Here is a 16,469-nt window from a genome sequence, read left to right as displayed (position 1 = left end):
CCACATTATTCCATTTGTTTTTCACCGAATATATAGCTTATAGGCACAGGCGTGCAGGGTTACGGATAATCGATTAGAGTGGAGGCGATACGGGGTGAGCGAGAGCGTTGGAGAGATGTTGCCCTATTCCTTATGCGGCAGCGGCGGGAGCGCGGAGAGCTATTACGCGGATGTGGCGGCGTTTACTGATGAGGTCATGGAAAGAATGCGCGAAGAAGAGCGGACGATTGAAGATTTTACCCGTTACATTGCCGATCAGAACCTGGAGCCGATGGACTCTGCGGTGTATGCGCTGGAATTCCTTATGATTGGCGTGCTGTGGAGCGTATACGGCCGCAGGGCAACGGCAGGAAGTGTATATGCGGGCAAGCTGCTGTCCTCTCTTTATCGTCTAAGAGGCGGCGGTGCAGGCGCAAAAAGCGCGGTGGACCGGTTGAAGGGGATTGCCGGAACAACCGTTCTGGAGAGAAGCAGAAGGGTTGAAAGCGTTATTAATATGAAGCTGTTCGGCAGGCTGATTGGCTGGCTGCGGGCCAGCGGAGAATTCGAGCAGGAGAGTAAGCGACTGGCGGTCTGGCTGGATTTTTTGAACAGGAAACCGGCCAATGAAAGCACAAACAAGCTGCTGGGAGCTGTACGGCTGGCCTCCTGGTTTGAACGGAGAAGCAAGGAGCGGCTGGGGTGCTATACCTCTGGGGTAAATGCTTATATTAAAAATAACCGCCAGCGGCTGAAATGGAAGGAAGACCGGATTCTTTGCAGCCGTGAGCGGGTGGAATATCATTTGAATATGGTCGGCGCGGAAATGATGAACCGGGCGTTTCGGAGCGCTTTTTCAGCAGCTAAAATAAAGAAGGTATTCCTTCCCGTCTGCATGCGGCATAGATCAGGCGAAGCCTGCAAAGCGGTAAAAGAAGGGATGGGCTATCTCTGCAGAAGCTGCTCCAGAGATTGTCAGGTCAATGCTGTCACGGCTATGGCCAAGGCGTACGACTGCCAGGCGGTAATCATCCCGCATGCCTCCACGGCGTTCGGACATCAGCGCATCCGGGACGGGGAGGTTGGCATCGTTGGCGTGGCCTGCGTGCTGAATCTCATTTCGGGAGGGTATAAAGCCAGGGAATTGGGATATCAGCCCCAATGTGTCATCCTTCATTATTCAGGCTGCATCCAGCATTGGCACAGAACGGGAATCGAGACGAGAATGGATGCGGACCGGCTAAAGGAATTTTTGAGCTGATCAAAGCCCATTCTTGCAGACTTCTTTTAACAAAAAATGGTGATGGACATAGTCTATTAGCAGATCACTTAAAAGGAGCTGCTGCATTGAAAAAAATAGCTGTGAAAGGATTCTTGCATCATCCCAACGACTCCGGGAACGAGCATTCCCATGAGCTCTACATTACCTCCTGGGGCGGCCGTCCCGTCTATCATGTTCACTCTTTTTCAGGTGTCACCTCCTATAACGATGGACACGATCATCAATATGCGGGAGTTACCGAGCCTGCCCCTACGGGCGTCCCCCATGTTCATCGCTATAACACCGTAACCTCGTTAAATGACGGGCATACTCATTTCATTCAGGGGACAACAGGCCCGGCAGTTGAGGTTCCGGGCGGCGGGCATATCCATTACTTCGAGGGCTATACGACGATAAATGGCATGAGACCGCATGCGCATCATTATAAAGGGGCTACGGGTAAGAATTAAAAGGTATAACTTTATATTCTAAATGATGCCAAGGTACAAGTTCTTGTCCTGTATTCAGAACAAGAGCTTGTACTTTTTTTTGGATGGTGGTGTGACCGTTCTGGCACTTGCCGAGTCTAATTCATGTAAAACAAAATAAACACAGCAGTAATGGAGGGAGGTGGAGTGGCGCCATGAGTGTGGAGCAAGAGGTGAAGCTGGCCAAGCAAGGGGACCGTGAGGCCTTTATCCGCCTGATGCGGCAGATCGAACAAGGCCTGTACAATACCGCACGCGCAATGGTCAAAAAGGACGAGGACATTGCCGACGCGCTGCAGGAAACGATTCTGAAAGCCTATAAATCACTGGATACGCTCCGGGAGCCCGGATTTTTTAAGACCTGGGTCTACAGGATTCTGATTAATGAATGCAATTCGATTCTGAAAAAGCGTTCGCGCAGCGTTCCCATAGAGAAGCTGCCGGAGACGCAGGACGCTGCCGATAACATGGCCTCGGTCGAGCTAAGGATGGCTGTGGACAAGCTTGAAGATCCGCAGCGGATCGTTGTGATCCTGTACTACTTCCAGGATATGCCGCTTAAGCAGGTGGCGGATACGCTGCAAATTTCAGAAAGCGCGGTAAAAACGAGACTGTACCGGGCAAGAAAAATACTGATGGAAGAAATTAAACCGGCAGAAGAAGGGAAGATGAACCATGAATCAATTTGAACTGGATAAAATGCTCAAAGCAGAGAAGGATAACGAGACGCCAATGTCCGATTTCGTCCGTAGCCGTTTGGAACAGACCTATTCCTCCCTTTCCGAAGAAAAGCTGAACACTGGGGCGCGTTCAGAACGCTCCGGGAACCGGCGGCGTATCCTTGGAACCGGCGCCGTTGCAGCCGTCCTTGGAGTCACCTTGTTCGCCTCCGGCTTCGCTTCACCCGCCATGGCCGATTCGATTCGGCAAATTCCGCTGATCGGCAGCCTGTTCAGCTCTATAGAGCGTGATCTTGGACTGCAAAACGCAGCCAACGAGGGCTTGACTTCACAGGTTAACAGCAACGTGTCCTATAAGGATGTGAAGCTGGAGGTGACGGAAACCGTGTTCGACGGAAGCCGCGCCGTATATGCGTTGACCGTGGTGGCGCCGAATCTGCATGACGGAGTGTACGATACAGGCAAAAAAAGCGTCAAGTTAAGCAACGCGATTGACGATATCACCTTTAAAGTGAATGGCGAAGAGTTCAATGGTGGTGGCCAATATTGGGGAGCGGGAAAAGACCATCCGAATACAATTATTGTCGAGCAGAGCTTCAAGCCTTCGGCCGAAGGAACGAAGCTTGCGGCCCCGGACGCTTTTGACGCGGAAGTAGAAGTGAAGCTGGCCGATATCGATCACACCTTTACACTCAATGTTCCTTTTACGAAGAAGACTGACGATGTCATCCACCTCAAGCTGCATGCAGTCAAAACCGCGGGCGACCTGCTCTTTACCGTAAATGCGGTCGATGTTACTCCGATCACCACAACGCTGGAATATTCTCTTGAAAAGGTGTCGGAAACACCGCTCTCCAAGCAGGATGAGCATGATCTGATTTATACGAATGTGGCGGTTTACGACGATCAGGGGCATCTGCTGGACCGTCTTGGCGGCCAGGGCATTATTCAAGGCAACAAATTCATAAAGACCGTGCATTATCCTTCAGCAAGCAGCCAGACTAAATATTTGATCCTGAAACCATTCAAGAACAATGACGGAGACTTCCCGAAAGAAATCAAAAAAAGTCAGTTTGTGGATGGTTTGGATATCCGGATTGATCTTCCGCATACAGCTCAATAATTCAACTCAATCAAGGAGCGATCTTCCTGGCAGGGGAGACCGCTCCTATTTTCATGGAAACTCACTGTGCTGCCTGCGTTATTACCGGTACTTTTGGGCCAACTGAATCCGTTTGGTGATTCCCAGCTTGGAATAGATGGAGTTCAGATGTTTTTTTACAGTGATTTCCGAAATATAGAGGCTTTTGGCAACCTGCGAATTGGAGAATCCGTCCAGAACAAGCTTGGCGACCTCCTTTTCCCGCTTGGTCAATAGTTGATCACCGTCCAGAGACGATTCCGGGACTCCTGCTTTGACCGGTCCGTCCGGCACACCCGGCTTCTCCTGCCGCTTCTCCTGCCACTCAAGGCCAGTACGGCTAAACAGTCTCTCCAGGAAATCTTGAAGCTTGGCTCCCTGCGTATCCACCGCGTATGTGGGTGTCGGAGTGATTCCGTCATAGTAGTAGTGGGTGGCTCCTTCCACTTCATGGAAGCCGAAGCCCATATACGCCCTCCTGCTGATTTCGTTGACAAAAGGCGAACTAACGAATACTCCTCCCCGAAACATATAGGAATAGATTAAATAGATGCCTGCCGTCCGGACTGCCGGGTCAAGCAGATCGGAGTAATAAGTGCAGCGCATGAACCATCCTGCCGGTCGCTCGGGAGGGGTGCCCAGCTTATCCTTTTCCTCCCGGGTCAGGGCGTTCAGGTAGGGCGAACACAAAGGGTCGCTTTCCAGCCATTCCAGTGTGTTGGAGTGAATGGGTATGACGACAAACAGGGCTTTCGCCTGGCCATGTTCGTTGCGCAGAAGCTTGATCGAAGACGGGTCGAGGGCAAACACCTCGGATAAATCAATCGGTTTCAACTGCAAACGAATTTCCTCGGCGGTATATTCGATGGAATACGAGGTTCCCGTTTCCGGATCAACGCTGACCCCGCTGATGGGTTTAATGTGATTCTCTCTCCAATTCGCAAAAGCAACAGCGTCCGCAAGAGTAGACTGCGTAGCCGTTTCCCAATAATAGGACCGCTGCTCCTGTTCGGACATGAGAGCCCTTGCAACCTTAATGCCTGTATACCTGAACAGTTCTCCGGCTTCCCATTCCCTCTCTGTATACGGCGCGCTTAATAAGGCATCGGCATAATACTGGGCGGCGCGCTGCTTTAGCCGTTTATATAAGCCTGGAGTCCTTTTTTGCAGCCGCAGCCTGATGAATTCGCGCAATAAATCGTGAAGCTGCCAGCCTCTTTGGGACCTTCGAACAAAGGAGAGGGCGATCAACCGGTTAAAGGCTTTGGAGGACACTTCTTCATCCATGATAAAGGCCAGCAGCTCATGATGAAAAATATGAAGCAGCGAAGCGGCATCAAGCAGCTTTCGTAATTCGTGGTCGGGAACCTCCCGCAGCCACAGCTCGATGACCTCGTCAAAATAATCGTTGCCGAAGGCCGGACTTGAGGGGGAGTAAGCGGCTGCGGCCAGTGAAAGAGAGAGCGGATGTCCTCTGGTGCTGTACGACAGCTTTTCCATAAGCTCCGGATTGTCGAGGCCGCATTTCTGCAAATATTCCATCCGATCCGGCAGGTTTAAATAATCCAGCTCCATTTGGCAAATACGCTCCCGCAAGGCCGGGGAAACAATCCATCTTCCCTTCAGTGGATACCGTCCGGAAAATAATAAGAGTGTTCTCTTGGGGAGCCTCGGAAAGAGAATATCCCGCAGCCAGGATTCCATCTCGGGCATTTCCTCAAAGGTGTCGAAAGATAGGACGAGCCTGCGTTCCAGGGTTAAGAAATGCAGAGAATCCATCAGCCCGTTCAGGTTGCAGGATGCCGGTTGTCCGGTTGCCGGAACAGGCGGAAGCTGCTTGAATACGGCTTCGACAAGGCCTTGCTCCGTATGTATGAAATCACTGCTGTCGATCAGGACAAAAATGGCATCCTGCTGCTTGGCCCACCTGCGGCACAGACGCAGATAGGTGCTCTTGCCAATCCCTCCGGTACCGTATACGTGCAAAATCATGCAAGCATGCTCACAATTCTCCTGCAGCATCCGTGTAAAGGCAGCGGCCTCCGCGCTTCGGCCCACAATAAACTCCAGCTCTCTCTCTTCAAGGCTGCTTAGTTCGACGGTCAAATCACCACTCACCTCCTATTATCCCTTATATATCCAGTATATCAGAAAAATCTAAATCCTTCGAAAGTATATTATCCGATAGGATAATATTTCTTATTTAAAAATTATGATATTTTATTGTCGACCAAGAGAAGCATCCTTATTGAAGGAGGATTAGCACAATATGGATATTGCAAGCAATACATGCGCCCTCAGCGGCGTCATCCGGCATACGAACGGCAAGCCCGCGCAGCATGTCAAGGTGGCCGCGTATAACAAACAATTCAGAAGCGAAGTCAAGCTCGGAGAGGGTTGGACGGATGACGCGGGACAGTATACGATTCTCTATCCTTCGGACCATCCGGTCAATCTCGCGGTCCGGGTCTACGGAGCGGATGACCGGTTCGCGGCGGAATCCCCGGTGCGCTTCGATTCCGGTTCGGAGGAAGTCGTGAATTTAACCGTGGATCTCCGGCAGAGTGAGCGGCAGTCCGAATATGAACAACTCTGGGCCAGCTTGTCCGGACCGCTGGAAGGCGAGAATCCGGGCGGCTTGACCCAGGAGGACCTTCTGTATTTATCCAGGGCAACCCGGATCGAGCCGGAGCAACTCCAGCACTATGTCCGTGCATGGACTGCGGCCGGGGAACTCCGCTTGTCAAGCGAGCTTCTCTATGGCTTATCCCGCAAACAGCTTCCTCTGGAGCTGTCCAGGCTGCTATCCATCCCGGCCCCGAAGCTGAAAGCCGTTCTGGAATCGGCCGCGGATGAGGGGATAATCTCCGGCAAATCAAGAGAAGAGATTCCTGCGTTTCTGGAAAGGCTGCCGGAGCTTCTGTTATCCGGCGCCGAAGCGGGCCAAGGGCTGAGGACGGGAATCGTGAAGGGCGGAATTGGCGATTTCCTGAAGGCGGCGGCATTAAGCGGGGAGGAGCAGACAAGACTCTGCGAGGTTGTCCTTGGGCACGGTGGCGACCCGGAGTCCCTGTGGTCCCTGCTGAAGGAAGATGCCAGGCTGGCCAAGCATGCCGACCGAATCCGCCTGGTCCTGCAGCTTAAGACATTGACAAAGGGGCAATTGCCTCTGGTGCAGGCTATTTTGAGCAGGCTGGATGAGCAGGACCCGGGGCATCCGGCGGATCTAGGCAAGCTTGTCTTGTGGAATGAGGAAGAGTGGCACGCATTGCACGGCTTTGAGGAAATGAAAGCGGTTAACAAAAAGAATGAAGCTCCATGGGCAGCGGAAGCCATGCAAGCTCTGGACCAAGTGTATCCTTCACTGGCAGTAGTGCGTAAGCTGAGGACTGACGACAGGTTTGACATGCGGGATGAAGTGCTCGCCTTCATGGAGAGCCACCCGGATTTTGATTTGAAGACTTCCTCCGTGGACGACTTTACGAAGCAGGCGCTAGAAGTGCCGAACGGGCGGATCAGGACGGGAGCAGGCGAACCTGAGACGGCAGACCGGTTAACCAACCGTCTGAAAGGCATGCAGCGGATTTTTCGTCTGGTTCCGTCGTATGAACCGATGAAGGCTCTCCTGGAGGATGGCATTCATTCCTCGTCAGGGATTGCCTGGTTTGGCAGAGAGTCCTTTGTATCCGGCTATGCGGATAAGGTTGGCGGGGAGGATATCGCAGAGGACATCTACAGCAGGGCAGCCTCCGTAACCTCCACGGCGCTCGCCGTGTTCGGGCAGCTTCAGGAAGCCATCCGATCCGTTCAATTTAACGCCACCACGGTAAATTCGGCTGAGGCTGCCGCCTTGACCTCAACGCTTCCGGATTGGAGCGGGATGTTCGGAGCGCCGGACTGGTGCGATTGCGAGCATTGCCGCACCGTATACAGCCCGGCCGCCTACCTCGTGGATCTGCTTCAAATGCTATCCAAGATGCCTGCGGCACAGGGTACAGCGCTTCAAGCCTTGCTGGGGCGCCGCCCGGATATCGGACAGCTGGAGCTGTCCTGCGAGAATACGAATACCACGCTGCCTTACATTGATCTGGTTAACGAGCTGCTGGAGAATGCGGTCTCGCCGGAAACGGCCATTCCCGCAACAAAGACGACCGACTCCAGTGAGGAGCTAAGCGCCCAGCCGGAATATCTGAATACAGGCGCATATGACCGGCTGTCGCAGAAGGTATACCCGTTTCTGCTGCCTTTTTCCCTCTGGCATGAAGAGGCCCGCGTGTACCTGGAGCAAATGAACGTGTACCGCGACAGGCTGATGGAAGCCGTCCTTCCCTTGAACGCATCGGCCGAGGTGGCCGGCACGAGGCTGTCTATCGCTGCTGAAACGTTGAAGCTCAATCCGTCTGAATGCAGCATTGTAATCGGGCTTCGTCCCGAGGGCAAGAGATTGCATCATATGTACGGTTTTGCGGAGAGCAACGTCGGGCTTGAAACCTGGGTTCAGGCCATGTCCAGGGTCCCCTTGCTGCTGGATCGCACGGGTCTGACCTTTGCGGAACTGGAAGAGCTGCTGGCTGCTTCCTTTATCAATCCAGCCGGTGGGATGAGCATCGAGACGGAGGCGTCCTCTTGCTCTGTCGAAGCGGCCGTTGTCGCGAACCTGTCGGAAGAGGCGCTGGAGCGGATTCACCGGTTTGTCCGGCTGTTCCGCAAGCTGAACCATTGGACGATCAGCCAACTGGACCATATGCTGTCCACGCTGGGCGGACATTTATTGAATGAGAGCTTTATCCTCAGGCTGGCTGAAGTGTATCGTCTGTCGGATGAACTGCAAGCTCCCGCAGCGGATCTCGTCTATTGGTGGGACCGTATGGAAACCATCCCTGCTTATGGGCAATCCTCCAGCCAGTACGAGCGTTTGTTTCTGAATAAAACGGTATTCCAGCCGGTGAATCAAGCCTTTGTGCTGCGGGAGCCTTACAGGGACGAACTGGCGGATACCACCGGTTATTGGACAGATCACATACCGGCGCTGCTGGCCGCGTTCCAATTGTCCGGCGATGAGCTTTCTGCGCTGGCGGATGTTGGCTTGCCGGACGACAGCCTGACGCTCGGCAACCTGTCGCTGCTGTACGCTCATACGCAATTGGCCAAGGCTATGGGACTGCGGATCGCCGACTACACGGGCTGGATCAGGCTCGTTCGGGTTGCGCCTTTTACCGGGGGAGCTGACAAAGTGCGCAGCACCGCCGCGTTTGTTCGTCTGGTCCGCCACGCATCCGGAGCGGGTTTCTCGGCGGGTGAGCTTCTGTATATTCTCCGTCATGAAGGCACGGAAGGCGCGCCGCCCGACTTGGAAATTTCGGGATTGCTTGCCGCTCTGCGCAGTGAATTGGCGGAAATTGCGGACGATACCGCTGCTGCTGCGAACGCGGAAGGCTTACAGAGGTCTGCTGCCGCAAGGCTGCTCAGCGAATTTACGAAGCTGAATGCCGGGCTTATCACTTCGTTGATGACGGACTGCCTGACCGTGCCCGCAGCTCCAGGGATCAATCTGGTGGACGCCTTCCTGGACCCGGTATTTATCAACAGCTCGGAACCGATAACCAGGGAAGGATTCACCGGTTTATTCCAGTCGGTTGTCAAGCTGGTAAAGATAGCCGCCCTGGTTACAAGGCTCGGGCTTCAGGAGGAAGAAATGGGCTTCTTCATTTCCAGGTCGGGGAGCCCCAATTGGCCGGATTGGGACGCTGTGCCGACGGAGCCGGCCGGGAATCTGCCCATTGATGCCGGTATGATCGACCGCATCAGGCAGCTTATCGATTGGCGGGACCGCTATGCCTTTGGCCGCAGCGATTGGATCAAGCTGTTCGAGCTGGTGGACAGCAATTTATCGGAACAGGAAGCCCCGGGTGAGCTTTATTCCTCGCTGGCAGAACTAACAGGCTGGAAGGAGGAAGAAGTGAAGGTATGGGCGGGGCTGCATATGCTCCAGCTTCAATACCCGCAGGATTACCGGGATGAGCGGTGGCTCTTGAGACTTGCGGAAGGGTTGTCTCTGCTGGAGAGGCTCAATGTTTCCTCTGTGGAGGCCAAGAAATGGACGGCTTCCGGTCTAAGCGTCAACGAGGTCCGGAGCATCAAGCAGGCGCTCAAGGCCAAATCCGGCGAGCAGCAGTGGCTGTCCGTCGCCAAGTCATTGAAGAACCGCTTGCGTGAACAGCAGCGCTCGGCGCTGACCGCATACCTGAAGCATGATTTTTATTACACGAAAAGAACAGACGATTTATTTGCTTACTTCCTCATCGACGTGGAAATGGGCGCCATGCAGGAGACCTCCCGAATCAAGCAGGCCATTTCGTCCGTACAGCTGTTTGTTCAGCGTTGTCTGATGAATCTGGAGCCGGGCATCCACCTGTCCCGCGAGGCGGAGGAGGATTGGAAGAACCTTCGGAACTACCGGGTATGGGAGGCCAACCGTAAAATATTCTTGTATCCCGAAAACTGGCTGGAGCCGGAGCTGCGTGATAATAAATCTCCATTTTTTAACGAGCTGCAAAAGGAATTTATGGAGAACGAAGCGAAGCTGGACCGGGCGGAAGCCTCCTTTATGAATTACATGAAGAAGCTGGATCAGGTGTCCCGTCTCGATATCGTAGCCATGTATCATCAATATGAAGATCACGGAAACGGCATCTTTACGGATATCCTTCATGTGTTCGGACGGACACAGAACAGCCCGCATATTTACTACTACCGGCGGTTCGAGAACAGTTTGTCATGGACAGCCTGGGAGAAGGTTGACACCGACATTGAAGGGGAGCATCTTATCCCGGTCCTGTACAAAAGCCGTCTCTATCTGTTCTGGCCGATCTTCAAGGAGCAGGCCAAGACGCCGGATGTGCTGAACCCTTCGGGAGAAAAGCCGCAAAAATACTTGCAGGTTGGGCTGGCCTGGAGTGAGTACCGTTTTGGAAGCTGGTCTCCCAAGACCGTGACCAATGCCAATCTGGATATAACCGGGCAGCGAAGCAAGGAGAATATTGCCTTTCACTCCTACATTAACGAGGAGAACAGCCTGATTATCGAGGCCATCATCCACTATAACGGGTATTCCCTGTATTCGACGCTGTTCTATTTTAAACTGAATAATCCGGATGGAATCGTGAACGTATATCCGGTGTATTCGGGGATACAGAGTAAGCGCTTCCCTTTGCCGGACGCGACGGATGTATACAACAATGCCATCAGGCCCTTTAATCAAGGCTCCGGCCGTGTCGTCATCCCCATTGATGACAATAACGGCAGCTACAACAGGGAGGATACCGTTTACCACAGCGACACTTATAAAATCGTCTTTCCGCAAAATAACCTGTGGTTTGATGGCAGCCGTCCGTTCTTTTATCAGGATGCGAAGCGTGTATTGTTCGTCACCTCATCGCCGTATAAAACCTCGCTGCTTGGCGATAACAGGCTGATGGCTGGCGGATTTGGGCTGGCGCTCGCTTCGCCTTATGGCGGCGGCTATCTTTTGTTCCATACGGCCTTTCATCCTTACGTCACCGCCTTTGTCGAGAAGCTGAACAACTCGGGAATTGACGGGCTGCTCAGCGCTCAAACGCAGAGCCTGGAGAACGATTTCTTCGAAGCGGAGTATCAGCCGTCGACCGAGCCAAGCGAGTACGGTTTTACCGGGTGCGTCAGCCGTCCGTTTCCGAAGGAAAATGTGGATTTTACCGTATACGGACCTTACTCCGTCTATAACTGGGAAATCTTTTTCCACACGCCTTTGCTGCTGGCAGACCGGCTAAGCAAGAATCAGCAGTTTGAGGAAGCGCAGCGGTGGTTTCACTATATCTTTGACCCGGCAGATTCCTCTACGGAGACGAAAGGCTACTGGAAGCTGCTGCCCTTCCGGCAAAATGACGCGACAACCACTCTGCGGGAATATATGATGCTTCTGCATTATGAGGGGACAGATCCCGAGACGCTTAACCGCAAACTGGAGTTCGAGAAGCTGATTGCCGCGTGGAAGAGCAATCCGTTCAACCCGCATCTGATCGCCCGCATTCGGATTTCTTCTTATCAGAAGCTGGTGGTCATGAAATATTTGGATAATCTGATTGCATGGGCTGACCAGTTGTTCCGGCAGGATACGATTGAATCCATTAACGAGGCCACCCAGCTGTATTTGCTTGCAGGGGAACTGCTCGGTGAACGCCCGCGTTCCGGCAGCTCGCGCCCGCGCAGGGAAGCCCGATCCTTTACGGATCTTCAGCCTGAACTGGATTCTTTCTCAAATGCTCTGGTTCAATTGGAGAACTGGATGCCGTCCGCTGCATTTGCATTTGGCGGAGAGCGTGTTAGCCCTGGCTTGCAGTCGCTGGGAAGCGCCTTGTACTTCAGTATTCCGCCGAATGATAAATTGCTGGGCTATTGGGACACCGTTGCCGACAGGCTCTTCAAAATCCGCAACAGCATGAGCATCGATGGAACGGTTAGACAGCTATCCTTATTCCAGGCCCCTGTGGACCCGGCGTTACTGACCCGGGCGGCCTCCGCAGGGCTGGACGCAGGCGGCGTGATTCAGGAAGTGAACGCGCCGCTGCCCCTATACCGGTATCAGACGATGGCCCACAAAGCGGAAGAGCTGTGCGGGGAAGTGAAGGCCTTTGGAGCCGCGCTGTTGACCGCTCTTGAGAAGCGGGACTCCGAGAAGCTGTCGCTTCTGCGTTCCAGCCATGAGGTTGCCCTGCATCAAGCCGTGATTGATATCAAGCGGAAGCAAGCGGAGGAGAGCCGGGAGGCGCTCGAAGCGCTGTATCGCCAGAGGGAGATGGTGAAGGAGAGGGAACTGTATTATCTGAAACAGCCCTATACCATTCCGCTGGAAGACGACCAGCTCAAGAAGCTGGAGGATGCGAATGAGCGTTCCGAGCAAATCATGCATTACGAAATCGCCGCCCAGCTGGCTACGCAGATTCCCAATTTCACTATCGGAACCTCCGGCGCCGCAAGTCCTGTTCTTACCGCGCAGTTCGGGGGATCGAATATTTCCACAGGTCTTCAGGCTTACGCCCGGTATTTGAATCATTTGTCCATGCAGGATAACTATAAAGCCGGGCGCAGCGGAACGACTGCCGGATATGTGCGCCGTTATATGGAATGGCAGCATCAGGCCCAAATGGCGGCAATGGAGCTGCGGCAGCTGGAAAAGCAAATCGTTGCAGCAAAGATCCGGTTGTCCATCACGGAAAGGGAGCTGAGAAATCAAGAGATACAAGCGCGTAACACCATGGAAGTCCATAAGGCGATGCAAGGCAAATTTACCAATACGGAGCTGTATGACTGGATGGTGGCCCAAACCTCGGCGTTGTTCTTCCGCAGCTACCAGCTAGCCTATGATACAGCGAAGCGGGCGGAGAGGGCCTTCCAGTTCGAGCTCGGCACAGATAAGACCTTTATCAAGTTCGGCCACTGGGACAGCATGAAGAAGGGGCTCTTTGCCGGAGAAAGGCTGGTAGGTGACTTGAAGCGGCTCAGTCTGGCTTACCTGGAGCTGAACAAACGCGAATATGAGTTAACCCGGCACATATCGGTTGCCCTGCTTGATCCGATCGCTTTAATTCAGCTTAAAGAGACAGGAGAATGCTTTATCGAGCTTCCGGAACGGCTCTTCGATCTGGATTACCCCGGTCATTACAATCGCAGAATCAAGTCGGTGGGCCTATCGATTCCTTGCGTGACCGGACCATACGCAGGCGTTAACTGTACGCTGACGCTGCTGCAAAGCTCCATCCGGAAAAGCGCTCTGCTGACGGGCGGGAAATATGCGCGCCAATCGTCCGAGGACGGACGTTTCCTGGATCAGTACGGGCTCAATCAGGCCATCACAACGAGCAGCGCCCAGAATGACAGCGGCATGTTCGAAACGAATCTCCGGGATGAGCGGTATCTACCGTTTGAAGGCGCCGGAGCGGTCAGCCGCTGGAAGCTGGCGCTTCCCAAGGCCTGCAACAGCTTCGATACAGATACCGTTGCCGATGTGATCCTTCATTTGCGCTACACCGCGAGAGAAGGGGGCGAGGGGCTGAGAGCCGCTGTCATGAATGAGGTCGTTGAAGCGGGCATGCAGGAGAACCGCGTGCTGTTATTGTCGGGACGAACCCGGTTCCCGGCTGAATGGCATCGCTTCCTGCACCCGGCTGAAGCGCAGGACGGGCAGAGCTTGCAGTTCACATTAACCGAACAATTTCTTCCCTATGGGCAAAGAGGGAAAACGGTGCAGATCACGGATGTAGAGCTGTTCGTGAAATGGAAGGATGATGCACAAGCCTACGGAACCGGCAGTCCGTTACGGCTGAGGGTATATGCGCCTGACCGGACGGATATGATGCCAGCCGAGCTGCTCGGCGACCCGGTGTTCGGCGGTGTGCCTCACGGCGTTGTGGAAGGGACAGCCTCAAGCCTTGGCGAGTGGACCATCGCCGCTGCGGAGGAGGACATTGCCGGGCTGGCTGAACCTTATCGGATCAGCGTAACGGGGGACGGTGAGATCCATAATCGGTTAAACGGTCAGATGCTCGAAGATCTGTGGTTTGTGATTCGCTACAACGCGGAATAAAGCCGTGCGGAGCAATAGACATGCGGGGCGGCGCCTGGATTGGCCGCTCCGCATGGTTCAAATGAAAGGAGTGAACGAAATGTCGGGATGGCCAGTCACGCCGGGCCGTACTCCTGCTTCAGCCGGGACGAAGCAATCCGGAGAGGGCATGCAAGCTCCTTCCGTTTCCCTGCCGAAAGGCGGAGGGGCCATGAGAGGGATCGGAGAAAAGTTCTCCGTCCAGCCGGCAACCGGAACCGCCTCCTTCAATATCCCGGTATTCACAAGCGCCGGAAGAGCGGGCTTCGGCCCGGATCTTACGCTTGCTTACAGCTCCGGATCGGGGAACGGGATATTCGGGCTGGGTTGGCAGCTGAATCTGCCCTCCATCACAAGAAAGAGCGATAAAGGCTTGCCTCAATATAACGATTCGGAAGATTCCGATGTCTTTCTTCTGTCGGGAGCGGAGGATCTTGTTCCGCTTAAGGAGCAGCCGGAAGGAGCGGCCGCCACGAACGGCGATTACCGCATCCGGTATTATCGGCCGCGGACGGAGGGACTGTTCAGCCGGATCGAACAGTGGACCCGCATGTCAAGCGGCGAGATCCATTGGCGGACGATCAGCCGCGACAATATTACGACGCTCTACCGAAAGACAGCGTCCAGCCGAATGGTCAAACCAGGCGATGAACATCATATCTACTCCTGGTGCATCAGCGAAAGCTATGATAGCAAAGGCAACGCCATGGTGTACGAGTATGTGGAAGAAGACGGTCGGAACGTGGACTTGACGTTGGTCAACGAGCAGAACCGGGAGCGGGGAGCCGCAAGGTATTTGAAGCGGATAAAGTACGGCAACCGGACTTCACGGCTCATCGAGCCTGATTTATCCAAGGCCAACTGGCTGTTTGAAGTGGTTTTGGATTATGACGAGGGCCATTACATTGAGGCTGGGCCTGCATCCCCCGAGCTTGGGGGAGAGCGGCTGGTGACTGCCTCCGGCACGCCGGGACGGGCATGGTCCGTAAGACCGGATGTGACCTCCTCCTATCGGGCGGGCTTTGAAATCCGTACTTACCGGCGATGCCGCCGGATCTTGATGTTTCACCGCTTTGACGAGCTTGGACCCGAGCCATGTCTGGTTCGTTCCACATCCTTCGAATATAACGACCTTTCTGTGCCGCCCGCTTCGGCAGAAGAAGAGCTGTCGCATCCCGGGAGCACCCGCTTCGGCTCGCTCCTTTGTTCAGTAACCGAATCCGGATACATTCGTCAGGAAGGGGAGGGACCGGCCGCCGCAGCTCCCACGTATCTCCGTAAATCTTTGCCTCCGATTGAACTGGAGTACAGCAAAGCGGCTATTCAAGACGAGGTACGGGAGCTTCCAGAGAGCAGTCTGGAGAATCTGCCTGCCGGCTTAAGCGGTTCCTATCAATGGGTCGATCTGGAGGGGGAGGGGGTATCGGGCATCCTGACCGAACAGGCCGGATGCTGGTTTTACAAACCGAATGAAGGCGAAGGCCGGTTCGGATCTCTTAGAGAGGTGGCCTCGAAGCCGACCATGGGAGAGCTTGCGGGGGGCCGGCTTCAGCTGCTGGATCTGAAAGGCAGCGGCCGGTTGAATGCGGCCTCCTTTACCGGACCCTCCCCCGGTTACCACGAGCGTACGGAGTCGGGGGAGTGGAGTATGTTCAAGCCCTTTCTCCATCTGCCCAATATCCCCATGAATGACCCGAATCTGCACTTCGTCGATCTGGACGGCGACGGGCATGCCGATGTGCTGATTATGGATCGGGATGTATTTACCTGGTTTCCCTCTTTCGCCGAGAAGGGCTTCGGCGCGGCCAGGCAGGTGTATCCTGTGGAGGAAGGGGACAACGATCCCCGTCTCGTAGCAGCGGACGGCACAAAATCGGTCTTTCTTGCCGATCTGAGCGGAGACGGTCTCGCCGATCTGGTCCGCATTCGAAACGGCGAGGTCTGCTACTGGCCCAATCTGGGCTATGGGCGTTTCGGAGCCAAAATTACGATGGATAATTCGCCCTGGTTCGATCACCCCGACGCTTTCCGTCCGGACCGTCTTCGACTAGCGGATATTGACGGATCAGGATTAACCGATATCCTGTACCTGGGCCAGAAGGATATTCGCATCTATTACAATCAGTCCGGCAACCGGTGGAGCAAGGCGAGGGCAATCACCGGGCTTCCTTCGGTGCACAGCCATGCTTCCGTTTCGGTTATCGATTTGCTCGGCAACGGAACCTCCTGCCTGGTGTGGTCATCCACATTGGAGAGTTCCATGGGCAGACCCATCTGTTAT

Annotated in this window: 7 protein-coding genes; 6 read left to right on the top strand and 1 reads right to left on the bottom strand. The window is 54.3% G+C overall.

Annotation, left to right across the window (positions count from 1 at the left end):
• Window positions 1–94: 94 nt before the first annotated feature.
• The 4 genes from L692_RS0109220 (at window position 95) to L692_RS0109205 (ending at window position 3,531) form a co-directional block, all read left to right on the top strand.
• On the top strand, window positions 95–1,240 hold the full coding sequence (locus tag L692_RS0109220; protein ID WP_025699218.1) for a DUF116 domain-containing protein: 1,146 nt from the start codon (window positions 95–97) through the stop codon (window positions 1,238–1,240).
• An 86-nt stretch (window positions 1,241–1,326) separates the two neighbouring features.
• Window positions 1,327–1,710, top strand: a complete 384-nt coding sequence (locus L692_RS0109215) for a YmaF family protein (RefSeq protein WP_025699216.1) — start codon at window positions 1,327–1,329, stop codon at window positions 1,708–1,710.
• Window positions 1,711–1,883: 173 nt separating this feature from the next.
• Entirely contained in the window at window positions 1,884–2,417 is a 534-nt protein-coding gene (locus tag L692_RS0109210; RefSeq protein ID WP_025699213.1) for an RNA polymerase sigma factor, read from the top strand.
• The gene (locus tag L692_RS0109205; protein ID WP_025699211.1) at window positions 2,404–3,531 is read left to right on the top strand and encodes a DUF4179 domain-containing protein; all 1,128 of its coding nucleotides are present in this window, start codon (window positions 2,404–2,406) and stop codon (window positions 3,529–3,531) included. The genes L692_RS0109210 and L692_RS0109205 overlap by 14 nt, the downstream gene beginning before the upstream one ends.
• Before the next feature lie 81 nt (window positions 3,532–3,612).
• Here L692_RS0109205 and L692_RS0109200 read toward each other — a convergent pair whose 3' ends face one another.
• Window positions 3,613–5,655, bottom strand: a complete 2,043-nt coding sequence (locus L692_RS0109200; RefSeq protein WP_025699209.1) for a LuxR family transcriptional regulator — start codon at window positions 5,653–5,655, stop codon at window positions 3,613–3,615.
• Window positions 5,656–5,818: 163 nt separating this feature from the next.
• Between L692_RS0109200 and L692_RS0109195 the strand changes: the two genes are divergently transcribed.
• Window positions 5,819–14,170 carry a Tc toxin subunit A-related protein gene (locus tag L692_RS0109195; RefSeq protein ID WP_025699207.1) on the top strand — a complete coding sequence of 2,784 codons (8,352 nt, stop codon included), beginning with the start codon at window positions 5,819–5,821 and terminating at the stop codon, window positions 14,168–14,170.
• Window positions 14,171–14,249: 79 nt separating this feature from the next.
• On the top strand, window positions 14,250–16,469 hold a 2,220-nt coding region (locus L692_RS28235), incomplete at its 3' end, for a SpvB/TcaC N-terminal domain-containing protein (RefSeq protein ID WP_036722925.1).

It is taken from the genome of Paenibacillus forsythiae T98, from assembly GCF_000520735.1.
GTDB lineage: Bacteria > Bacillota > Bacilli > Paenibacillales > Paenibacillaceae > Paenibacillus_AQ > Paenibacillus_AQ forsythiae.
This window is presented reverse-complemented; position numbering and strand designations above follow the sequence as displayed.